At 61.9% G+C, this 21,831-nt stretch carries 21 protein-coding genes and 2 pseudogenes; 7 read left to right on the top strand and 16 right to left on the bottom strand.

Going from position 1 to position 21,831, the window contains the following annotated elements:
* Positions 1-37: 37 nt before the first annotated feature.
* From hfq to mutS, 7 genes are read right to left on the bottom strand one after another with little or no spacing between them, the layout of a single operon-like run.
* Positions 38-280, bottom strand: a complete 243-nt coding sequence (gene hfq, locus JW799_RS22505; RefSeq protein ID WP_080839638.1) for an RNA chaperone Hfq — start codon at positions 278-280, stop codon at positions 38-40.
* Positions 281-308: 28 nt separating this feature from the next.
* Complete coding sequence (miaA, locus tag JW799_RS22510) at positions 309-1,331, bottom strand: tRNA (adenosine(37)-N6)-dimethylallyltransferase MiaA (RefSeq protein WP_080839641.1); 1,023 nt, start codon at positions 1,329-1,331, stop codon at positions 309-311.
* Entirely contained in the window at positions 1,315-2,109 is a 795-nt protein-coding gene (locus JW799_RS22515) for a class I SAM-dependent methyltransferase (protein WP_080839644.1), read from the bottom strand. Before JW799_RS22515 ends, miaA begins: the two co-directional genes overlap by 17 nt.
* On the bottom strand, positions 2,106-4,253 hold the full coding sequence (mutL, locus tag JW799_RS22520) for a DNA mismatch repair endonuclease MutL (protein ID WP_205431774.1): 2,148 nt from the start codon (positions 4,251-4,253) through the stop codon (positions 2,106-2,108). The genes JW799_RS22515 and mutL overlap by 4 nt, the downstream gene beginning before the upstream one ends.
* A gap of 23 nt (positions 4,254-4,276) precedes the next feature.
* The gene (locus JW799_RS22525) at positions 4,277-4,570 is read right to left on the bottom strand and encodes a hypothetical protein (protein ID WP_205431776.1); all 294 of its coding nucleotides are present in this window, start codon (positions 4,568-4,570) and stop codon (positions 4,277-4,279) included.
* A 2-nt stretch (positions 4,571-4,572) separates the two neighbouring features.
* Positions 4,573-5,700 carry a S41 family peptidase gene (locus JW799_RS22530; protein ID WP_205431778.1) on the bottom strand — a complete coding sequence of 376 codons (1,128 nt, stop codon included), beginning with the start codon at positions 5,698-5,700 and terminating at the stop codon, positions 4,573-4,575.
* Complete coding sequence (gene mutS, locus JW799_RS22535) at positions 5,697-8,495, bottom strand: DNA mismatch repair protein MutS (RefSeq protein WP_205431780.1); 2,799 nt, start codon at positions 8,493-8,495, stop codon at positions 5,697-5,699. Before mutS ends, JW799_RS22530 begins: the two co-directional genes overlap by 4 nt.
* A gap of 208 nt (positions 8,496-8,703) precedes the next feature.
* Here mutS and JW799_RS22540 point away from each other — a divergent pair, with 208 nt between their 5' ends.
* Positions 8,704-9,819, top strand: coding sequence for a citrate synthase/methylcitrate synthase (locus tag JW799_RS22540; RefSeq protein WP_205431783.1), 1,116 nt, complete (start codon positions 8,704-8,706; stop codon positions 9,817-9,819).
* On the opposite strand, the gene JW799_RS22545 is transcribed toward JW799_RS22540, so the two are convergent.
* The 3 genes from JW799_RS22545 to JW799_RS22555 form a co-directional block, all read right to left on the bottom strand.
* Positions 9,797-11,269, bottom strand: coding sequence for a putative amidoligase domain-containing protein (locus JW799_RS22545; protein WP_205431784.1), 1,473 nt, complete (start codon positions 11,267-11,269; stop codon positions 9,797-9,799). The genes JW799_RS22540 and JW799_RS22545 overlap by 23 nt on opposite strands.
* A 249-nt stretch (positions 11,270-11,518) precedes the next feature.
* Positions 11,519-12,082, bottom strand: coding sequence for an outer spore coat protein CotE (locus JW799_RS22550; protein ID WP_080839660.1), 564 nt, complete (start codon positions 12,080-12,082; stop codon positions 11,519-11,521).
* Positions 12,083-12,310: 228 nt separating this feature from the next.
* A complete protein-coding gene (locus JW799_RS22555; RefSeq protein WP_080839662.1) occupies positions 12,311-13,834 on the bottom strand; it encodes a carboxypeptidase M32 in 1,524 nt (507 codons plus the stop codon).
* 127 nt (positions 13,835-13,961) lie between these two features.
* Here JW799_RS22555 and JW799_RS22560 point away from each other — a divergent pair, with 127 nt between their 5' ends.
* Together JW799_RS22560 and JW799_RS22565 are read left to right on the top strand one after the other, a co-directional pair.
* Positions 13,962-14,306 carry an iron-sulfur cluster biosynthesis family protein gene (locus JW799_RS22560; RefSeq protein ID WP_139787299.1) on the top strand — a complete coding sequence of 115 codons (345 nt, stop codon included), beginning with the start codon at positions 13,962-13,964 and terminating at the stop codon, positions 14,304-14,306.
* A gap of 45 nt (positions 14,307-14,351) precedes the next feature.
* Positions 14,352-14,939, top strand: a complete 588-nt coding sequence (locus tag JW799_RS22565) for a beta-class carbonic anhydrase (protein WP_080839664.1) — start codon at positions 14,352-14,354, stop codon at positions 14,937-14,939.
* Between the two features lie 390 nt (positions 14,940-15,329).
* Here JW799_RS22565 and JW799_RS22570 read toward each other — a convergent pair whose 3' ends face one another.
* Positions 15,330-15,872: a DUF309 domain-containing protein gene (locus JW799_RS22570; RefSeq protein ID WP_080839666.1), complete on the bottom strand. Its 543-nt coding sequence runs from the start codon at positions 15,870-15,872 to the stop codon at positions 15,330-15,332.
* A 118-nt stretch (positions 15,873-15,990) separates the two neighbouring features.
* Between JW799_RS22570 and JW799_RS22575 the strand changes: the two genes are divergently transcribed.
* Positions 15,991-16,434: a hypothetical protein gene (locus tag JW799_RS22575; RefSeq protein WP_080839668.1), complete on the top strand. Its 444-nt coding sequence runs from the start codon at positions 15,991-15,993 to the stop codon at positions 16,432-16,434.
* 6 nt (positions 16,435-16,440) lie between these two features.
* Positions 16,441-16,719, top strand: a complete 279-nt coding sequence (locus tag JW799_RS22580; RefSeq protein ID WP_080839670.1) for a DUF2653 family protein — start codon at positions 16,441-16,443, stop codon at positions 16,717-16,719.
* Between the two features lie 200 nt (positions 16,720-16,919).
* Here the strand turns inward: JW799_RS22580 and JW799_RS22585 are convergent.
* Positions 16,920-17,898: pseudogene (locus JW799_RS22585) on the bottom strand (aldo/keto reductase).
* Between the two features lie 250 nt (positions 17,899-18,148).
* Between JW799_RS22585 and JW799_RS22590 the strand changes: the two are divergent.
* Both JW799_RS22590 and JW799_RS30435 read left to right on the top strand, forming a co-directional pair.
* A complete protein-coding gene (locus JW799_RS22590) occupies positions 18,149-18,787 on the top strand; it encodes a hypothetical protein (RefSeq protein ID WP_205431785.1) in 639 nt (212 codons plus the stop codon).
* The gene (locus tag JW799_RS30435; RefSeq protein WP_476695929.1) at positions 18,717-19,031 is read left to right on the top strand and encodes a DUF6199 family natural product biosynthesis protein; all 315 of its coding nucleotides are present in this window, start codon (positions 18,717-18,719) and stop codon (positions 19,029-19,031) included. The genes JW799_RS22590 and JW799_RS30435 overlap by 71 nt, the downstream gene beginning before the upstream one ends.
* Positions 19,032-19,045: 14 nt before the next feature.
* On the opposite strand, the gene JW799_RS22595 is transcribed toward JW799_RS30435, so the two are convergent.
* The 4 genes and pseudogenes from JW799_RS22595 to JW799_RS22605 form a co-directional block, all read right to left on the bottom strand.
* On the bottom strand, positions 19,046-20,311 hold the full coding sequence (locus JW799_RS22595) for a DinB family protein (RefSeq protein WP_205431786.1): 1,266 nt from the start codon (positions 20,309-20,311) through the stop codon (positions 19,046-19,048).
* Between the two features lie 32 nt (positions 20,312-20,343).
* A pseudogene (locus JW799_RS30320) lies at positions 20,344-20,433 on the bottom strand (NAD-dependent epimerase/dehydratase family protein); the annotation flags it as partial.
* Between the two features lie 21 nt (positions 20,434-20,454).
* Complete coding sequence (locus JW799_RS22600) at positions 20,455-21,051, bottom strand: hypothetical protein (RefSeq protein WP_205431787.1); 597 nt, start codon at positions 21,049-21,051, stop codon at positions 20,455-20,457.
* Positions 21,052-21,200: 149 nt separating this feature from the next.
* Complete coding sequence (locus tag JW799_RS22605) at positions 21,201-21,827, bottom strand: TetR/AcrR family transcriptional regulator (RefSeq protein ID WP_080839678.1); 627 nt, start codon at positions 21,825-21,827, stop codon at positions 21,201-21,203.
* Positions 21,828-21,831 lie beyond the last annotated feature (4 nt).

Here is a 21,831-nt window from a genome sequence, read left to right on the forward strand (position 1 = left end):
GAAAAGTTTCATTTTCCGCCGTGAACGGGGTGCCCGCTCAGGCTTCCGAACCCGTGTCCTGCTGCTGGAGGGATACGTTGCGCTGCGGCATAAACGTGCTGATCGCGTGCTTATAGACCATTTGTTGGCGGCCTTCGCTGTCGATAACGATCGTGAAATTGTCAAAGGCGCGCACGACGCCGCGGATTTGGAATCCGTTGGTCAAATAAACCGTGACCGGGACGCTGTCTTTGCGCAATTGATTGAGAAACGTATCCTGGATATTAATGGACTTGTTCATTACCGGTAACCCCCATCGCCATAAAAGATTATTGACAAGTATATTCAAGATCGCAGAGAAACTTTCCTGCTATTATATCACAAATCTCCGTTAAAAGATTGCGGTCTTTTTCTTCCTTCTCGAGACTCACCCATTCAAGCTCTTTCATCCGTCGGAACCAGGACAGCTGGCGTTTGGCAAAACGGCGCGTATCCCGCTTGAGCAGCTCCACCGCTCCCTTGTAGTCCAGCTCCCCCGCCAGGTAGGACGCCATTTCCTTGTAGCCGAGCGCCTGCATCGACACGGCGCTTCGCGGCACGCCGGCCGCGAGCAGCCGCTTCACCTCATCCAAAAGTCCCTGCTCGAGCATTTCGTCCACCCGAAGGCCGATGCGCCGATACAGCTCGGCCCGGTCCATCGTCAGCCCGATCAGGCAGAGTTTGTAGGGAGAAGCTTTATCGTCGCCCCTCTGCTGGCTTTGCAGCTCGGAAAGCGGCCGGCCCGTCGTTTCATAGATTTCCAGGGCGCGGACGACCCGGCGCACGTCGTTCGGATGAAGCTTGGCCGCGGTTTCCGGATCGACGTCGAAAAGCTTGCGATGTAGCGCGTCGGCTCCGTGCTCCTGGGCCCAGCGGCTCATTTTTTCCCGAAATTCAGCATCGCCGCCTTCCTCGCGGAAGCTGTACCCGTAGCAAACGGATTCGACGTACAGGCCGGTTCCCCCGACGATAAACGGCAGCTTGCCCCGCGCGTGAATGTCGGCGATCGTCTCTTCGCAGCGCGCTTGAAAGTCCGCGACCGAAAACGGATCGGCCGGATCGAGAATGTCGATCATGTGATGCGGGATCCCTTGGCGATGCTCGGGCTCCAGCTTTGCGGTGCCGATGTCCATTCCGCGGTACACCTGCATCGAATCGCCGCTGATGATTTCGCAATCGAAGGCGCGGGCGACCGCGAGGCTGAGCGCCGTCTTGCCGACGGCGGTCGGGCCGACGAGCGCCAGCAGCGGCAGCCTCTCATCCTTGCCGGGCCTTGGTTTCCCGCTTGTCGTTGAGTCAGTCGTTTTCGTCATGAATCGAAATCACTCCATATGCGATCGCGGCGCCGGAAGGCCGGACGAGGCGGATGCCGAGCCGCGCGAATTGCCCGCTTTCGCGGTGCTCCTTCAGGACGATCCGCTTGCGGGCGACCCGGCGGGCTTGGCGAAGCGCCTCCTCCGCGAGCGGCTCGTCCTTGGCGTAAGCCCGAAGCGGCGCAAGGGAGCTTGCGGCCTCCACCGGCACGGTGAACATCGGGTCGAAATAGACGATGTCCACGCTTTTGTCGGGCATCGCCGACATATATTCGAGATGGTCGGCGCACACCGCGTCGATCCGCCGCATCGCTGCGTTGACGTCCGCCAGCTCGCTGTCGTACTCGCGCAGGCCTTCGCGCACGATGACGTGCAGCAGCCGCGACGCCTCCAGCGCCGTCACGCGCCCCTTCTCGCCGACGGCGTAGGACAGCACCAGCGAATCCGCGCCGAGCCCGGCCGTGCAATCCAGCACCGCGTCGCCTTCCTTCGCGTTCGCGGCCTCGACGAGCGCGTCGGTGCCGCCGTCCCTCAACCGCTTGACGCGGATGAACGCCATGCTCGGATGATAAAACAGCGGGGGCGCGTCGCCGGCGACGAAGCGCAAGCCGTCCGCGCCCGCGACGAGCACGCCGTCCCGGGCGTCGGCGTATTTGCGCCGCAATCCGGCCAGCGTCTCGCGCCTTCGCGGCGCGAACCGGCAGGAAAATTCGCCGGCAAGCCGCCTTGCCCTCTCGATCATCTCCCGATCGGGCCGCTCGGCCGTCGTTACGATCACGACATCACCCGCTTAAACATTTTCTCGAGCTCGTACGTCGTGAAGCTGACGACGATCGGCCGGCCGTGCGGGCACGTGTACGGCTGCCTGCAGTCGCCGAGACGCCGCAACAGCGCCTCCCCCGACTCCCTCGTCAGCGACTGGTTCGCCTTGATCGACGCTTTGCAGGACGTGAGGATCGACGCCTTTTCCCGAAGCTTCGGAAGGTCGACTCCCCGCTCCTGAAGCACCCATTCGGCCATCTCGCGGACGATGTCCGCTTCGTCCCCGTCCGGGAACCAGTGGGGAACCGCCCGTATGATTAAGGTATTCCCACCGAAATCCTCCATATATACCCCGACTTGCTCGAACAAGTGCAACCGGGTCCGGAGCGCCGCGAATTCGTCCGGCGCGAACGTAAGCGTCACCGGCAGCAGCAGCTCCTGGCTCGCCTCCTCGGGACGGCCGAATTTCTCGAAAAAATATTCGTAGTTGATCCGCTCGTGGGCGGCGTGCTGATCGATCAGGTACAGGCCGGTTTCGTTCTGGGCGACGATGTACGTGCCGTGCAGCTGTCCGATCCAGTGCAGCTCGGGAAACTCCGCCTTCGGATCCCGCTTCGGCGCCGCGTAGGCCGCTTCCCATACCCGTTCCGGAAGTCCGGACGCCTTCGGCCGGCCCGACCCGTCCGGGAAGAAGGCCCCGGTCCCCGCTTGCCTCGGGGCAGCAGCGGAGGCGCCTTGCCGCATTTCGCCGCCGAAAGCGCCGCTTCCGTCCGGCCGCGCCGCCCGCGGACGGCTGCCGCCGGCGCCCGGTTCCGGACGGCCTTCGGGCCCGCCGCCGTCCGCCGGTTGCCCGGCGGCCTCATAGGACGAGGCCGCTTCGGTTTCGCGGATGTGCGGCTCCGGCGAAGCGCCATCCGCGTAGCGGGCGGACATCGCGCTCCCGCCGAAGGCGGGCGGCGCGGTGCGCGCGAGCGACGCCAAGTCCGGCGTCGCGGCCTCCGCCGCGGCCGTTCCGCCGGCTGCCGACGCGTTCGGCGCTGCGGCCCCGGATGCGCCGGACTCGCCGCCCGACGCCGGCGACGGATCGCTTGGCGCTTCGCGGAAGCGCAGCTGCTCCTGTACCCAGGCGGGCGTCTTCGTCTGCCGCACCGCCGTGCCGGACGGGATGTACGCCTGCTCGCCGAGCGCCTGGCGCACCGCTTGCTCGACGAACGCGCGCAGCTCGCTTTCCTTGCTGAATCGGACCTCCAGCTTCGAAGGATGGACGTTCACGTCCAGCAAGGACGGATGCATCCGCAAATGAAGCACCGCCAGCGGGAAACGGTTGATCGGCAGCAGCGTATGGTACGCTTGCAGCAGCGGCTGCGTAACGGCGGCGCTGCGGACGTAGCGTCCGTTCACGAGCACCGTGATGGCGTTGCGGTTCGCCCGGGTTTCCACGGGCAGCGCGGCGAGCCCCGTCAGCCGATAGTCGGGGTGCTCGGCGGCAAGCGGCACCATCGCTTTGGCTGCCGCATTGCCGTAGATCGCGGCCACCACCTGCCGCAAATCGCCGTTGCCCGGCGTTCGGAGCAGAACCGAACCGTTGTGCGTAAATGTGAACGCGATGTCCGGCCTGGCGAGCGCCTGCCGGTACATGACGTCGGACAGATGGCCGAGCTCCGTCTGCACCGTCTTCATATATTTCAGCCGCGCAGGCGTATTGTAGAACAGCTCCCGGACGGTCATGTCCGTCCCCTGCCGGGCCGTGGCGTCCTCGTGCTTTTTGACGGCTCCGCCTTCGATTTCCAGCACCCGGCCGAGCCCGCCGGAATCCGTCGCGCTGACGCAGCGAACTTTCGCGACGGCCGCGATGCTCGGAAGCGCCTCGCCCCTGAAGCCGAGCGTCGCGATTTGAAACAGGTCCTTGCCGCTTGCGATTTTGCTGGTGGCGTGGCGCTCGAACGCCGTCGGCAAATCCTCGGCCATAATGCCGGAGCCGTTGTCCGCGATCCGCAGCAGCGCCAGGCCCCCGTCCTCCGCCGTCACGTCGACGGTCGTCGCTCCGGCGTCGACGGCGTTTTCGATCAATTCCTTCAACACGGAGGACGGTCTTTCGACCACTTCGCCTGCGGCTATCTGATTCGCCAGATGATCGTCCAACAGCCGAATGACTCCCATCCCGTACTCCCCCTTATTCCGCGTTATCCTTTATACCCGATCTTCAGCACCCCGCCGGCGGCCGAAAACGTCAGTCCGGAGTACCATTTGGCGAGAAGCCTGACATCGATATAGGAGGCGCCGCCTTCGCTGCGCATCCGGGAATCGCTCGTTTTGACCTTGTTCAAGGCGTTTTCCGATTTAAAAAACACCGTCTTCGAAGAGGAATCGTACGACACGCTCGCGCCGACGATCGCCGCCGCGAGCTTCGTGCCGACGTACCAAACGCCGCTCTGTTGGATCGCCGCCGAAGGTTGTCCCATGCGCACGCGATTCACCGTTACCGAGCCCTCGCCGATCGCGAGCGCGAGCGAGCCGCCCCCGCGGAACGGTAGCCCGCGATCAACTGTTCGGCCGCCCCCGCCACGACCGTATCGGGCGCCAGTCCCTTCCGGTCCACCTTGTAGCCTTTGGGCGTATAATATTCTTCCACCGTAACCTTGAGCACGCCGCCGGACGAAACGGGGATGATCTGCTGGACGACCCCTTTGCCGTACGTGCGGGTGCCGATCAGCTTCGCGATTCCGTAATCCTGCAGCGCCGCCGCGAACAGCTCCGAGGCGCTGGCGCTGTTGCCGTTGACGAGAACGCGGATCGGGTAGCTTTTGGACGTTCCTTCCACGACCATCGCCTTGTCGTTGCCTTCCCGGTCGATCATATGCGCCAAAACCCCGTTCTCGATAAACAGGGCGGCGATTTTTTGCGCTTGATCGGTGTAGCCTCCGCCGTTGTCCCGCAGATCGATCACAAGCCCTTTCATCCCCTGCCGCTCAAGCTTGTCAAGCTCGGCCGCGAACTTGTCGTACGCATCCGACGAAAAGCCCTCCAAATCCAAATACCCGATCCCGTCGCCCATCCAGACGCCTGCCGCCGTCGGCAGCTGCACCGGCTTGCGGACCATCGTGAATTCGTGCGAGCCGGAGCTACGCGTAATGCCGATCGAAACGCTAGAGCCTTCCTCGCCGAGAATTTCGCTTTGCGTTTCCGCGAACGTCTTGCCGGCGACCGATCGGCCGTCGACGGACACGATTTTGTCGCCGGCGCGTATTCCGGCCTGCTCCGCGGGACTGCCGCCGATCACGTCCTGGATGTAGACGGCTCCTTTTTCCTCGATGAGTTTGACGCCGATTCCGATGAATTTCTGCTCCAGGCTGCCGGAATAAGCCGTCCATTCTTCCTGGGTAAAGTATTCCGTGTAAGGATCGTTCAACGATTCGACCATGCCTTTGATGGCCGCTTCGTCCAATGTCGAATCCGCCGGCTTGCTTAAATGGTACTGCTCCAGCAGCTCGCGAACTTCATCGGATTGCGCGGAGCTTTCCGCGAATGCGGCGGCCGAAGGCCCCGCGGTCAAGGAGACCGCGAGCAGCAGCGACGCGAATCGGCGCCAAAGCGTCACCGGTTTCATTGGGCATCCCCGCTCTCTACCAATTGATTTTTGACGTCGTTCAGCCATTCCAGCGCCTGCAGCGGCGTGAGGCGCATGACGTCCACCTTGCGAAGCTTTTCCAAAATTTTGTCCCCGTGCGTTTGCGCCTTGCGCGGTTTGTCCGCCGGGGGAGCCGGCTCGGCGAACATCGACAGCTGCACCGGGCCGGCCGATGCTGCGTCCTCGGCTGCCAAGGCCGGCGGCGACGAAAACGCCGGCGACGCGGACTCGCGGATGCCGGATGGGCGGATGCCGCTCTCCCGTTCCGCCGCATCCGTCTCGCCCTGTCCGCTCTCGGCCGCCTCTCGTTCGGCGTTCCCCGCGGCGGCGGCCTCCAGCGAAGCCGCGGCTTGCCTTCTTGCCGGCGCGCCCGGCAAATTGGCGGTACCCCCCGCTTCGAGCAGATGATACGCCCTCGAGACAATCGAATCCGGGAGTCCCGCCAGCTCCGCGCAATAGATGCCGTAGCTGGAATCGGCCGCGCCGGGAACGAGCTTGCGCAAAAAGGTCACGCCGTCCTCGCTTTCCTTGACGGCCATGCAGCCGTTGCGCAGCCGGGGCAGCGTTCGCTCCAGGTGCGCCAGCTCGTGAAAGTGCGTCGAGACGAGCGCCTTGCAGCCGATGACGTCGTGCACGTACTCGATGACCGCCTGCGCGATCGCCATCCCCTCGTCCGTCGACGTTCCGCGGCCCAGCTCGTCGATAATGACGAGGCTGCGGTCGGTCGCCTGCTCGGTCATCACCTGGATATCCTTCATTTCAACCATGAACGTGCTCTGCCCGCCGACGAGGTCGTCCGCCGCCCCGATCCGGGTGAAAATCCGGTCGATCAGCGGCAGCTCCGCTTCCTTGGCCGGCACGAAGCAGCCGATTTGGGCCATGATCGAAATCATCGCCACCTGCCGCATGTACGTGCTCTTGCCCGCCATGTTGGGGCCCGTAATGAGCAAGATCGATCCGTCCTCAGCCGAAAGCGCCGAATCGTTGGCGATAAACGCCGTCCCTTCGGCGACCGCTTCGACGACCGGGTGCCGTCCTTCCCGAAGGCGAAGGCCGTAGCCGTCGTTCCACTTCGGGCGCACATACCGGCGTTCCGCGCTCACCTCGGCCAGCGATTGCAGCGCGTCCAGCGCGGCCAACTGCTCGGCCAGCTTCTGGAGGCGGGGAATTTCGGCGGCGATCCGGTCGCGCAGCGAGACGAAAATTTCGTATTCGAGATCGATCATCCGGTCTTCGGCTTCCAGGATGAGCGCTTCCTTTTCCTTCAGTTCGGGCGTGACGAACCGTTCGGCGTTCGCGAGCGTCTGCTTGCGCTCGTACCGGCCTTCCGGCAAAGCGCCGAGATTCGCCTTCGTCACCTCGAGATAATAGCCGAACACTTTGTTGAAGCCGATTTTCAGCGATTTGATGCCGGTCGCTTCGCGCTCCCGGCGCTCGAGCTCCGCGATCCACTTCTTGCCGTTCACGCTCGCCTCCCGCAGCTCGTCGAGCTTGGCGTCGAAGCCCGCGCGAATCAAGCCTCCTTCGCGCAGCGCGACGGGCGGCTCGTCGGCGATGGCGGCGGCGATCGCATCGGCGAGCTCCGCGCAAGGATCCATCGCGTCGGCCAGCCGGGCGAGCGGCCCGCCCGAAAGCTGGCCGCACAGCCCGCGAATCGGCGGAACCTTCCGCAGCGACGCCTTCAGCGCGTTCAGGTCGCGGGCGTTCGCCGTCCCGTAAGCGATCCGGCCGACGAGCCGCTCCAGATCGTAGACGTCGGCCAGCTCCCCGCGCAATTCCGCGCGCAGCATCCAGTTGCCGTGCAGCGCTTCGACCGCGTCCAGCCGCTCGTCCAGCATCCGCCGGTCCAGCAGCGGCTGGTCGATCCAGCGCCGGAGCAAGCGCGCCCCCATCGACGTCTTCGTCTGGTCGAGCAGCCACAGAAGCGAGCCTTTGCGCGAGCGGTCGCGCACCGTCTCGGTCAATTCCAGATTGCGGCGCGTAAACGCGTCCAGCGCCATGAACTGCTGCTGCTCGTACGGCCTGATCTTGCGCAAGTGGCCGAGCGACCGCTTCTGCGTTTCGCCCAGGTAGGCGATCAGCCGCGCGACCGCAAGCCGCCGCACCCGTTCGTGGCGATCCCATTGCTCCTCCGGGAACTGCCTGCGCAGCCGCTCGTCCTCTTTCCCGTCGAGGGCGCGTTCCGTGAACAGCAAATTCCGTCCCGAAGCCGCGGCTTCCCCGCGCATCGACCCGATCGCGGCCGCGTCCCCGACCGCCTCGAGCGGACGGTACACGTTCAGCTCGTTGCGGATGTTCTCCTTGCCGGCGGGAAAAGAAGTGACGTACATCTCGCCGGTCGTCAAATCGCAGGCCGCGAGCCCGAAGCGGCCGTCTTCCTCGGCCGCCCCGACCAGAAAATTGTTCGCGCCTTCGCCGAGCGATTTCGTCTCCATGACGGTGCCGGGCGTGACGATCCGGACGATTTCCCGCTTGACCATGCCTTTCGTAACGGCCGGATCTTCCATTTGTTCGCAAACGGCCACCTTGTAACCTTTTTCCACCAGTTTGACTATGTACGATTCGGCGGAATGATGGGGCACGCCGCACATCGGAATCCGCTCTTCCTGGCCGCCTCCGCGCCCCGTCAGCGTAAGGCCGAGCTCGCGCGAAGCCGTCAGGGCGTCCTCGAAAAACATTTCGTAAAAATCGCCGAGGCGGAAGAACAGGAGCGCGTCCCGCGCCTCCTCCTTGACGGCCAAATATTGCTGCATCATCGGGGTATAACCTGCCATCGAGAACCTCCAGCACGCGCCTGATTGTTTCAAAAATATGAATCTATTATAGCAAAAAAGACGGACATCCGCTTCAGGCCGCCGGACGCAACCGCGAAAGCAATTTTTGATAAATTTTATTTATAACATGGAAAGAAAATTATAAATTCCTCGAATCGATCGTTTCGAATATACTGTTATCAATTCAAATGAAAGAGGTGGGCAAAACATGGCCAGCGTTACCGGATTGGAAGGAATCGTCGCGGCGGAAACGGACATTTCCCTGGTCGACGGAGAGCGCGGACGGCTTGTCTATCGCGGGTACGAGGCGAAGGAGCTGGCGGTTTCCAAAAGCTTCGAGCAGGTCGCCTTTCTGCTGTGGAACGGAAGGCTGCCCGATGCGGCGGAAGAAGCGGATCTAAAAAAACGCCTGGCCGCTGGCCGGACGCTTCCCGGCGCCGTCAAGCGTTTGCTCGACCTGCTGCCCGATTCGGCCGGGCCGATGGGCGCGCTGCAAACCGCCATCGCCGCGATCGGCGCCATGGAAGGCGGCGCATGGCCGCCGTCGCCGGCCGAGGCCGAGCGGCTGACGGCCGTCGTGCCGACGATCATTGCGTACCGGGCGCGCAAAGCGGCGGGGCTCGCCGAAGTCGAACCCGACCCCGGGCTCGGCCATGCCGCCAACTACTTGCGCATGCTGACCGGACAAGCGCCCGCGGAAGCGCATGCCGCCGCGCTGGACGCTTATCTCGTCCTCGGCATGGAGCACGGGCTCAACGCCTCGACGTTCGCCGGACGCGTCATCCTGTCGACGCAAGCGGGCATGGGCGCAGCCGTCAGCGGCGCGATCGGCGCCATGGGCGGACCGCTGCACGGCGGAGCGCCGTACGAAGTGGTCGCCATGCTGGAGGCGATCGGGACGAAGGAACGCGCCGAGCCGTGGATGCGCGGCGTGCTCGAAAGCGGAGGCCGCCTGATGGGCTTCGGCCATCGGATCTACAAGACGACCGATCCCCGCGCGGAAGCGCTGCGCGAAGCGACGCTTCGGCTGACCGGCCGGGAAGCGTCGTTCGAACTGGCGCTTTTCGTCGAGAAGACCGCCGTCCGCCTGCTCGCGGAATACAAGCCCGGACGCCGCCTGCATACGAACGTGGAGTTTTTCGCCGCCGCGATTTTGCGCGCCCTGAAGCTTCCGCCCGAGCTGTTCACCCCGACGTTTACGGCGGCAAGAATGGCGGGCTGGACGGCCCACCTGCTGGAGCAGGCCCGCGTCAACCGCATCTTCCGTCCCCGATCGGTCTATACCGGCAACATGCCGGAACCTATCGAACCCGATCCGGTTTGAGCGGATGCTTGCCGCCTGCAAGAGCGATTTTCCATTTGTCCCGGAGGTCGGCGCTTTCGTCCCACCGTTTGTCCGCGGCGATGGCGCGAAACAGCGGATCGATATCGTCCTTGTAGCGGGCGTAGCCGCTCGTCGCCATGACGGCGCGGCGGACCCGTTCGAAGCCGGCGAGCAGCATCGGCCGGTCGCCGAAGTAGAAGGCGTCGCGCATCGCGTCATCGTCGAGCGGGCGATGCGGCGCAAGGTCGCGGGAGTGCTCGGCCGCCACCTTGGCGAGCGCCAGCGTGCCTCGCGCGAGCAGCGGCGACACGAGCCAGCTCGGCGGCACGCGGTACTCGAAGCCGCCGTGCGGCTTCGGGCGGAAATCGCCGAGCGCGCCGTACCGCGGCCGCCGCCGCCCGGCTTCCGGCGGCTCGAGCAGCCGCAGCGGCAAGGCGACGGCGTTGTCGAGCGCGCGAAGCCGCTCGCCCGTCAGCGCGACGCCGCTGAAATGCAGGTGCCCGCCGAGCGGAACGCCGCGGGCGGGCGCGGCTCCGGCGCGGAACGACACGTCCGCGCCGGCCGTTCGTTTTGCCGCGTCGGCGAGCAGCTTGCGCAGCCGCGCGGCGAGTACGCGCGGCTCCGCGGACGGCGCGGGCCTGAGCTCGGCGAGCGGCCAGCGCAGCGCGCCGCCGATGACGACGCTGTCGCAGCCGACGGCGCCGCCCGGCGCGAAAAAACGGGCCGCGGGTACCAGCTTCCCCCGCGGCGACAACAGCACGAATTCGGGGTCGGCCCCGAGCACGGCGCATGCCCCCACTCCCGTCTCCCGGCGCCACGCCTCCGCGAAGCTTGCCGCCGCATGGGCGAGCCGCGCCGCCGCCTCTTTCGCGCGGGGACGCAGCGCGGGGCCGATTTCGACGACCGCGCCTTGTCGGCCTCTGCCGTCCACCTCCCATTTGACCGTGCCCATATCGAGGCCCAGCGCGTAGAGCGCCCGCGCGGACGCCCGTTCCAACCTTCGCCCGAGCTCCCGTCCCGCTTTCGTTTCCTCCGGCCGGGGATCGATTTCGACCGCTTGCAGCCCGAACACCGTCACGGCAAACGCGCGCGCCGCCCGTGCAAGGCCGGCGTCCGCTCCCCGAAGCTCCCCGCCGCGGGCCGAAGCGCGGGCGGCTCCGGGCCGCGGCTTCCGATCGGAAAACGCCGTCCGGAAGCCTTCCCGCTCCAGCCTGCGGGCCGTTTCCGCCGCCCCCAGTGCCGCGGCCTTTTCGGCGTTCGCGTTCCAGAGCCAGGCTCCTTCCGCTTGTCCGGCCGGAAAGGCAGCCCGCCCCCCGTTCGGAATGACGGCGTCGCGAGGCCCGACTTTCTCCCCCGGCTTCCACGGGCGCAAGCCCGCGCCGGACAGCCCGCCGTCCGTCCCCCGGGCTCCGCACAGCCATACCGTCCCTTCCGCTTGGCCGCCGCTCACCGGTCTCCCCCTTCGCCAAAAGCGCGGGAAGGGCCGTCCCGTCGGCGAATCGACGCCGAAACCGGATGACCCTTCCCCGATTGCACCCCGACGCGTTGCGTTTCCTGCCGTCCGAAACTTCTCTTCCGCACGCCGAACGCTGACCGCGCCGCCCGAAATAGGCTGCCGATTTTTTTTCGACCGGGCATCCGCCCTCGACAATCCGCTCGCGTAGGCATAGAATTAAGTACCGCCCCTGACCCGGGCCGCTTACAAATCGTCTTCTTCCAGCAAATCCGAATCCAGATCGTCGAATTCGCCTTCCGCAAGTCCGAAGTCGGCATCCTTGTCTTCGTCCTCGAAGCCGGTCGGATCGACGACGACGACCACTTTCGTCTCGGCCACCATTTCCACGGCGAATTCGCGCTCCACGCGAATGAGCACCGAGGCGCCGTTCGAGCTGATCGTCGCTTCCACGCAATTCGGCTCCTGCGTCGCCTCGGCGGACACTTCCTCCGTGGACGAACGGTGCCTCGGATCCACATACGAGAGCGGAACGTGCTCTACATAGGAGATCGTTTCTTTGGCTACGTCGGTTTGCGAGTTTTTGCTGTAGGAATACCAGATGTTCACATCGTAAGAACCGACGATTTCAATGCCGTCCCCCGATTTGACCGCTTCGTACTGATGGTTGATGATCCAGGCCCCCAGAATGCTGGAAGGGTGGTGCGGCGGCGTCACGGTGTGGGTAACTGCCTGAAATTTCCGGCCTTTGCCGCAAACTGCTTTCGTGATGATTTCCCGTCGTTGCAGCCGTTTATCCGCAATAGCCATTCGATAGACCTCCTCCATACGTTTCAAGTCAATTAAGTCTATGCAGGACATTCGTCTAGAGTGACAAAAAAGTATCCGTGCATACGGGCCTCACTTTCATTGTATGACCCGGCTTCCAAGACATGACCAAGATTCGTAGATAAGGCGGGTTTTCGAACGGTCTTTTTTGAAGAAAAAAGGAACGCTTCGCCGCGCGGCGGCCGGAAGCGCTCCGATTCGGACATCGGTTCACAAACGGTAAATGTCCCGGTATTTCGTTTCCAAATAGTCGCACAAGTACTTCGATTGCAGCTTTTCCCCGCTGATGCGCTCGATGATTTCGGACGGCCGAAGCAGCCTGCCGAACCGGTATACCCGTTCCGCGAGCCAGCTTTTGAGCGGCAGAAGCTCGCCGGCGGCGATGTTCGCCGCAAGGTCCGGAAGCTCGCGCCGCGCGACGTTCATCATCTGGGCGGCATACATGTTTCCGAGCGAATAGGAAGGGAAATAGCCGAACGAACCGCCGGACCAATGCACGTCCTGAAGGACGCCCTCTGCATCGGTCGCGGGGCGGATTCCGAGCGCCTCCGCGTATTTCGCGTTCCACGCCTCCGGCAAATCGGCGACGCGCAAGTTTTCGTTGAACAGCATTTTTTCCAGTTCGTACCGAATGAGGATATGCAGGTTGTAGGTCAGTTCGTCCGCTTCGATCCGGATCAGCGACGGCTCGACGACGTTGATGCCGCGGTAGAACGCCTCGGCGTCCGTTCCTTCGAGCTGTCCCGGAAAATGCCTGCGCAGCTCGGGAAGATAATGCCGCCAAAATTCGCGGCTGCGGCCGACCATATTTTCCCACAAGCGGGATTGCGACTCGTGGATGCCCATCGACGTGCCCCCGGCCAGCGGCGTGCCCGCCAGCTGCGGCGAAATATTTTGCTCGTAGAGCGCATGGCCTCCCTCGTGGATCGTTCCGAACAAGGCGCTGGTCAAGTCCTGCGGCAAATAGCGCGTCGTGATGCGGACGTCCCCTGGGCTCAAGCCGGTCGCGAACGGATGGACGCTTTCGTCGAGCCGACCGGCGCCGAAATCGTAGCCCATTTCCTTCAGGACGAACAGGCTAAACCGCTTTTGCGCCTCCACCGGAAACGTTCCCCGCAGAAACGACGTATCCGGGCGAACTCCGTCGCTCGCGATCGCCTCCGCCAGCGGCACGAGCCGCGCCTTCAATTCGCCGAACAACCGGTCCAGCTCCGCCGTCGTCATGCCGGGCTCGTACATGTCCAGCAGCGTATCGTAGGGCGTGCCTTTTGCGCCCCACAGCTCGATAAACTGGCGGTTGAACGCGATGATCTTCTCCAAATACGGAGAAAAGCCCGGAAAATCGTTCTTTTCCTTCGCTTCCTCCCAAGCCGATTCGGCTTGGGACGTCAAGACGACATATTCCCGGTACAGCTCGGGCGGCAGCTTGCGGTTGCGCTCGAATTCCTTTTTCGTTTCCTCGACCAGCCGCCTGTCCGTTTCCTCCAACGCTTCGTATGTACCTGGCTCGGACAACCGCTCCAACAGCTCGCCCATCTCGTCCGACGTCGCGATCCGAAACATGTCGGAGGACAGCGTCCCGACGGCTTCGGATCTCAGCCCGATTCCTTTGCGGGGAGCCCCCGTCCGCATATCCCAATAGACGACTCCCAATATCTCCTCATACTGCTTCAGCTTGCGGGTCAATTCGTAAAAACGTTTGAGTTCTTCCGAACGAATGTTTGGCGTATCCATCCCGGTCCATCCTTTCCGTACTGGAGTCATCCCCCCTTGATCATACCCGTCGGGAAAACTATAATCAACATAGCGATCGGCTGCGGGAACGGTTGGGAAAAACGCCACGGCGGGAGGAGAAACAACGATGATCAGGATCGATTGGAGCGCCGAAGCCGCGGAAGCGTTGCGGGCCGAATTCGGGCCGGAGGGGCCCGTTTGGAAGCTGGTGTACGACTCGGAAGGCTGCGGCTGCGCGGTCAGCGGCGTGCCCGCTTTGTGGGCGGTGGAAGCTCCGCTTGCGGACGACGTGCAGGCCGAAGGAGGCCCCGTCCGGGTCTGGTACGAGAAACGCCACGAAGTGTTTTTCGACGAACGGATGCGAGTGGATTACGATGCCGCGGGACGCCGCTTCCGGCTGCTGAGCGACGGCCAAATTTACACGAACCGTCTTGCCGTCGTCGACCGGAGAGAAGTTCGAAACACGTTTTAATGGAAGCAGGAAGGAAATACGTTTTAAAAGGAAAGGTGAACGAGCATGCGGAGATTGGAAGAGGTTTTGGCCTACAATGAAGCGTTTGTCGAACAAAAAAATTACGAAAAGCTGACGCCCGGCCGCCAGGGCGACAAGCGGATCGTCGTCGTCACCTGCATGGACGCCCGGCTGACGGAGCTGCTGCCCAACGCGCTGAACCTGCACTCCGGCGACGCCAAAATCATCAAAAACGCGGGCGCGATCATTACGGCGCCGTTCGGCAACATCATGCGGAGCGTGCTCGTGGCGCTTTACGAGCTGAACGCCAACGAAGTGTTCATCATCGGCCACCACGATTGCGGCATGACCGGCCTCGATCCGAACCGGGTCGTCGGCCATATGCAGGAACGCGGCATTTCGAAGGAAGTCATCCAGACGCTGCGCCATTCCGGAGTCGACTTCAACCGCTGGCTCCAAGGCTTCGAAAACGTGCGGGAAGGCGTGGAAAACAGCGTGGGCATCGTGCGCAACCACCCGCTGCTGCCGCCGGGCACCCCCGTTCACGGGCTGATCATCCATCCGGCAACGGGCAAGCTCGAGCTCGTCACGAACGGGTACGAATATTTGGAGCGGCAATCGGAGGGAGCCTAATCCCCCTTGCTTGAAGCGGACCTGCCGGACCGTCGTCGCCCAACCCGCGTTTGCGGGCTCGCAGCGGCGTCGTTCGGTCCCTCCTCTCAGGCGGGGTTCTTTTTTTGGGGGGCGATGGTTCATGGTCCCATTCACGCGTATTTTTCTCCTTATCGGTATCCCCTTCGTTCAGAAGCTTCGCGCCGGTCGATCGCTCCCGCTTGCGGGTGCCGACAAAGTGCAGATCTACCCGCTAGCGATGCCGACAAAATGCCGCGCTCCCGGCTTCCGAGCCGGCGGAAGCCGTGCTGAGCGAAGGGGATGCCGATAAGAGCGGACGAAACGGAATTGCCGCCCGAACGTCCGCCTGACGGCATCCGCCGCCGTTCGAATCCGCTCCGCTCGCCGGATTCATTCGCCCTTCTCTCGCTTTGCGGCCTTCAGCTCGGCCGCGGCGGCGCGAGCCGAAACGACTTCGCTGCGGTCCCGCCGAAGGTGGCGGTGAACGATGTCGTCCGGAACGCGCTGCCGGGGCGTCGCCCAGCCCCAGCCTTTCTCTTCGCAGCGGGTGCGAACGAGCCTCAGCAGCTCCGGGTCCGCGATCGGCAGCTCGAATTCTTCATAGGTCGCATCGCCGCCGCTCCATGCCGTCAGCTTGTCCTTGATCATCCGCTCAAGTTCGGCGCCGTCAAGTCCCAGGCGGTCCATCAGGTCGGGACGGACTTCTCCGGACGCTTTCGCAAGAAGCTTGGCCGCCCCCGCCCCGTTCCCCCTTCGGGCATGATATTGGACGACGGCAAGGCGGATGAGCACCAGCCAGCAGACGGACCATTCGGAATCGGGCGTCTTTTTCCAATATTCCTCCATAATTTCATGGCATTCGAAAAAATCGCGCGAACCGAAATATTCCGCCAGGTATTCGATATATTCTTCCGGGTAACGGGAATTCGCCATTCGTTTTGCTCCTTCGAAAATCCATTTCGCGAATTATTATTTTTGAAACCGCGAACGATATGATCCGTATATCCATTATGACACCAACTATCACTTTTTGCAGGGGGAATCGCATTACATGTGGAAGAAACTTTTGCTCGTGCTCGGATTGTTCGCCTTTACGGTCGCGGTAACGGTTCCGGCCGACTCGGCCGACGCCGCGAGAAAATCGTTCGGCAAGAAGTCATTTTCGCAAACGCCTTCCAAAGCCCAGGATAACGTGCAAAGCAGCAACTCGGGAACCGGAACGAAGTCGTCCGGAACGACGGCCGGCTCGACCGCGACGCAAAAAGGCGGCTTTTTCAGCGGCGGCAGCTTCATGAAGGGCATGATGATCGGCGGTCTCGCGGGCCTGCTGTTCGGCGGCTTGTTCGGCGGAATGGGCTTCTTCGGCGAAATCCTCGGACTGCTCGTCAACGTGCTCGCGATCGTCGCGGTGATCGCCTTGATCCGCGCCGCATTCGTATACTTCCGGAAGCGCCGCGACGAGCAGCACCGCCCGCAAGACGCCAACAGGTGGTAATTGGCAATGCGCATTACGATGGACGAGATCGTAAACGCCGTTTGCCTGAACATGGCGCAGCGGTACGAAGTTCCCGTTACGGCCGTTGAAGTGGAGCTGTCGTGGGAAGAACACGAAGGCTTCACGGCCGAGACGTGGATCCAGGGCCGCAGCCGGTTTCTGGTGGAAGCGAATTTGAAGGAAGCGATCATGCGCTATATGGAAACGGAATACAACCAGCGCGTCTACTCTTCCCAAATTACGCTGCATGTCGATGACGAGGTGTGGGCGGAAATCTCGGTATGAACGCAGGACGGTCTTGCGGCCTTGGCGGCTGCAAGATCGTCTTTTTTTACATTGGCGGAATTTACAGTTCTTCACCTCGCTGAAGAGCATTGGGAAAGTTATGGCGGTGGAGTGCATCCCCGGGGATCAAAAAAGCTTTCCCGGACGGCGCGGAGGCCGATTTCGGGAAAGCTTTTTTAACGAGCTGCCTTTTGCGCGGTTTACCAGGCGTAGGCTTGTGGCGCCTCGCCGCCGGGACCGGGGAAAATTTCGTCCAGCCGTTCCAGCGTCGGCGCATCCAGCTCGATGTCGACGACTTTCAGCGCCGATTCCAGCTGCTCCTGCGTCCGCGGCCCGATAATCGGGCGGTCATCGCCGGGTGGAGCAGCGTCCAGGCGAGCGCGATGTTGGCCTCGCTTTCGCCGAATTCCCGCGCCAGCTTCTCGAACGCTTCCAATTGCGGCCGGTGCTTCGCCACGCGGTCCGGGTTGCCCGACCGGTTGGATCCGGGAAGGGGCCGCAGCGCGTTGCCTCCGAGCAAGCCGCCGTCCAGCGGGCTCCAGGCGATGACGCCGATGCCCAGCTCCTCGGCGGCCGGCAGAACCTCCAGCTCGGGCAGCCGGCACAGCAGACTGTATTTATGCTGCTCGGACACGAGTCCTAGTTTGTTGCGTTTCGCCGCTTCGTATTGCGCCTTGACGAGATCGCGGCCCGCGAAGTTGCTCGAGCCCGCGTATCCGATTTTGCCTTGGTACAGCGCGACGTCGTAGGCCTCCCAAATTTCGTCCCAGGAGACGTTGCGGTCGACGTGATGCATTTGATATAGCTCGACATGATCGGTCCGGAGCCGGCGCAGCGAGCCTTCCAAATGACGGCGAAGCTTATACGCAGACAGTCCCCGTTCGTCGTTCGGACCGTCGTTTTCGTCGCCCATGATGCCGTAAAACTTCGTCGCGAGCACGACCTTTTCCCGGCGTCCGCCGCCTTGGGCAAACCAGCGTCCGATAATTTCCTCCGTCCGCCCTGATGCCCGGCGCCTCCGTAGCCGTTGGCCGTATCGAAAAAGTTGATGCCCGAATCGAGCGCCGCGTCCATAATCCGGAACGCTTCCTTCTCGTCGGTTTCGGCCCCGAAATTCATCGTGCCGAGGCAAAGCTTGCTGACCTTGAGCCCCGAACGTCCGAGATACGTATACTGCATGTACTTATCGCTCCTCTCCCCATCGGAATTCCCTTCTATTGTAAGCGATTCGGGCATGGAAGCAAGAGGGTTTCTTGTCGAACGCGTTATTTTTCTTCCGGATGCTCTCGTCGGCCTGCCCATCCGCAGAAACGCTCCCCTCCATAGCCATGAAAAATGATGAATTTCGACTCTTTCATTTGTCCCTCTCCATACGGCTGCTAGTCTCATATTGATGATAAGGAACAACTTGAAGGGAAGTGGGATAAACTTGTACAAACGAGCTGTCGGAAAAACCGCGGAAAAAAGCAGGCAAACCCTGCGAAAAAAAGTTCAAGCGCCCGCAAAACGAACCGGAATCTCCGCCTCCGGCGTGAGCAGCATGCTGGTCTCCGCCCAAAAATCGTTGAATTCGCAAAAGCCCGCCGTCGTCAAGCAGACGAGAACCGTTATCCAAACAAATAGCAGTTGGGTAAACGCGCTTCAAATCGATCGAAACCCGGCATGGGTAGCGCCGCAGGCAGGCGGATCCTACGTTTGGGGACGAAACGACCCGAATGGACCGGCGGCCGCGGTCGCCAGAAGATTCCTGATCAACAGGGATATCGAAGAAATAGACAGCGCAACCTTATTTCTGGCCGTTGACAACTACGCCATCGTCTTCATTAACGGAAGAGCCGTCACGATCGATAACCCGCAGTCCAATTCCTCATTTTTTAATCCGGGAAGATCGTTCGATATCGTCCGCTTCCTTCGCAGAGGCCGAAACGATATCGTGATTGCCGCTTTTAATTTCCCTTCGAATGCGGACAGGTCCGCAAGCAATCCTGACGGCGTCTATGCGCGCATCGACGTTCAATTCGAATCGAACATCAATCGGACCCGTAAAACCTTGCAGCGCAAAAAGTGAAATCCGCACAGAAAAGTATCACCGTGCGCCCGGTTCGCCCGGCTTTTTGTTCCTGGGGCTGGCTCTGTTGATTTTCGGGCGGTGCGGCTATCGTTACCGGAAATTGCAGGATATTCTTTTTTCCTTGTCTTACAGGCTTTGGGTGAACGATCCCGAACCGAGCGACTTTTATTACTTCATGTGCAATGCGGGCGGACTGATCGTCATGATCGCATCCGTTTTCGTTGCCCTTCAAGCCTTCTGACGGGACCGGGCTTGCTACTGCTCCAGCCTTGCGAACGTGATGAAATCCACTTGGACGGGCTCCGCCGAATCGCCTCTCAGCGCCCGGTTGATTTGGCCGCGATGGTATTGGCCGTGCAGGGCGACTTGCGTCAAAATATCCCGGACGGAAGTTCGAAACGGGACGCCGCTCTGGTTCGCGTATTCGACCATCTCGTCCAGGTTGCGCTCCTCGAGCCGGCCGATATATTGTCTGTACTGTTTTTCGTTTTCCGCGAACATCTTTTTCAGCGTTGCCACGTCTTCCGCGTCTTCCCATAACGCATACTGCGTGCTGCCTCTCCCTTCCAGGCGGGAAAGCCATACTTGCTCCGCGACGGCAACGTGGCGGGCCAGCTTGAGAATGTCTTTGTTTTCGGTCTTGCTCGCGTCGAGCGCGTCCAGCATGCGCCCGTTCGCCCAATACAGATGATCCATCATTCGGCTAATCGTCTTCATTTTCGATTCCTCCCGTTGTTCCGATTCGATGGCCGACCCTTCGGCCGTCTCTCTCATGACAAGCTTAACCTGATCGAAATACGGTTTCAACCGATAATTTCCATGCCTCGGGGCAACCAGATCCATCTGCATCGCCTCCGCGAAAAAGGAAAGCGTTCCGTGCAGCCTTTTATGGAACGGCTTCAGCAGTCGGAGCGCGATGCGTACGATTCGCGGAGACAGCGAAACGATTCGGACCGGGCGCCCGACCGACCGGAAAGCAAGCTCCGCCAGCTCCCGATGGGTGAAAATTTCCGGCCCCCCCGCCTCCGCCTCCGTCTCCCGGTAATCCGGCGCAGCCGCCCGAACGCACACTTCCGCCAGATCCGCCCCATGGATCGGATTCAGGCGATATCGGCCGTCGCCGATCAGGAAGACGACGCCCCGTTCCGCCATGCGAAGCAGCCCGGCAAGGTCGGAGTAAAAACCGGTAGGCCTTATCACCGCATAAGACAAGCCGGAGGCGGCCAATTCGGAAACGAAACGTTCGCGAGCGTTCACGATGTCCAGATGAAGCATTCGCGAAGCTTCGTAAACAGAAACGAACAGAAACCGGGTCGCGGTTCGGCTCCGTTTCGCGGCTCGGAGCAAGTTGACGTTTCCTTGATAATCGACGTCGTCGAAGGCGAGACCGTCTTTTTGACGGGTGATGCCGACGGAAGAAAAGACGACGTCGATGCCGTCGCATACGCCCGCAAGCGTTTCGGGCCGCGTAATCTCGCCGACGAAGACGTCGTCCGCTTCCTCCCCGATCGCCGGCTCCAAATGGCCCCCCTCGCGTTCAGGCGGGCGGGATCGCGGACGAGCACCCGGACCCAATAGCCTTCTTCTTTAAAACGGCGGACCACGTAACGCCCCAAATAGCCGGACGCCCCGGCCACGAGCACTGTTTTCAAGGCATTTCCTCCTTACTTTCGGTAAGGCTCTTCCCTGACAAGATGGCCGTACACGATTTTGATGAACAACAGCGGCATCAGCCATTCGAAACCGGCGATCGGCTCGATCAAGTACCCGTTGACCAAAAACGACAGCATGATCAGCAGCATGGAGACGGGACGCTGCAAATAAAGTGGCGTTCGCAACACGGCGGCGACGGAGGCCAGAAACAGACCGTACCAGAGCAGGCCGAACGTCCAGTCCCGCTCCCCGAACAGCAGACCGGCGACGACGGGATGAACGTGGAAGACGCTGAACAGGACCGGATGCTTCAAAACAAAGCCGAGCTTGCCCTCCTTCTTCTTCGGCGGGGTATGGTAAAATCGCTTGCACGAATTCAGCGCGTTCGAAACGAGGCCGCCGCCGACGTCAAACGCGAGCAGGAGCGCGACGGCGAGCTGCAAGGCGTTCCATTCGACCGCGCCCGAATGCGCCAGATAGAGCAAAAAACAGGGGATCACGGCCGCGGAAAGAAGCCCCAACGCTTTCTCCGACGGATAAGCCCCCGTTCCGGAGGAGAAATCGGTTTTCCCGTCGTACTCCCATTCAATCCGAACCCGGCTTTTCACTTTTCCCCGCTCCTTCCCTGATTCACTGCAACATTTATGAGTGCACTCATATTTTGAGTATACTCGATGAACTCGCTTCTGTCATCCGGCATTTTCCGAACAAAAAAACACCGCCGGCCGAAAATGGCGCAGCGATGCTTGGCAGGCACTTACGGCGATGCCACATGCCCCGTCAAAATGAACGAAATCTGGTCGAACATCGTTTTCTTGAATTGCGCATAGGAATACCCCTCGATCAGCACGTATTGATTCATCAGCGTGACGACGCAGCCGAAGATGCAGGACGCCGCCAGATCCGCATCGAAACCCGCCATCCGCGCGGAAAACGCCTGTTTCTGGGCTTCCAGAAACGAACGCACCCGAACCAGCATCCGCTCGTCCGCCGCGAACAACCCCGCCCGCGCCTCCGCGCTTTCCGCCAAAGCGCCGCCATATACGATGGCAAAATAATCCTGCAGCATCCGTTTCTCCACGCGCTCGAACCGGGACAGCTCCCCGTCCAGCATGTCCACGATGGCCGCGGCCAGCCGACGAGGACTGGGATCTTCCAATTCGGCGCCGCGAAACGTCTCGATGGCGGGCTCGGGCATGACGGCCGCAACGAACAATTCGCCTTTGTTCCGGAAATAATTGAACAGCGTGCCCTCCGCGATGCCCGCTTCCCGGGCGATTTCGGCCGTGGTGACGTTCTGGTAGCCTTTGGCCGCGAACAGCGCCCCCGCTTGTTCCAGCAGCGTCTTTCTCGTTTCTTCTTTTTTCCGCTCCCTTAATCCCATATCG

Origin of the sequence: Cohnella algarum, assembly GCF_016937515.1 — a bacterium.
GTDB lineage: Bacteria > Bacillota > Bacilli > Paenibacillales > Paenibacillaceae > Cohnella > Cohnella algarum.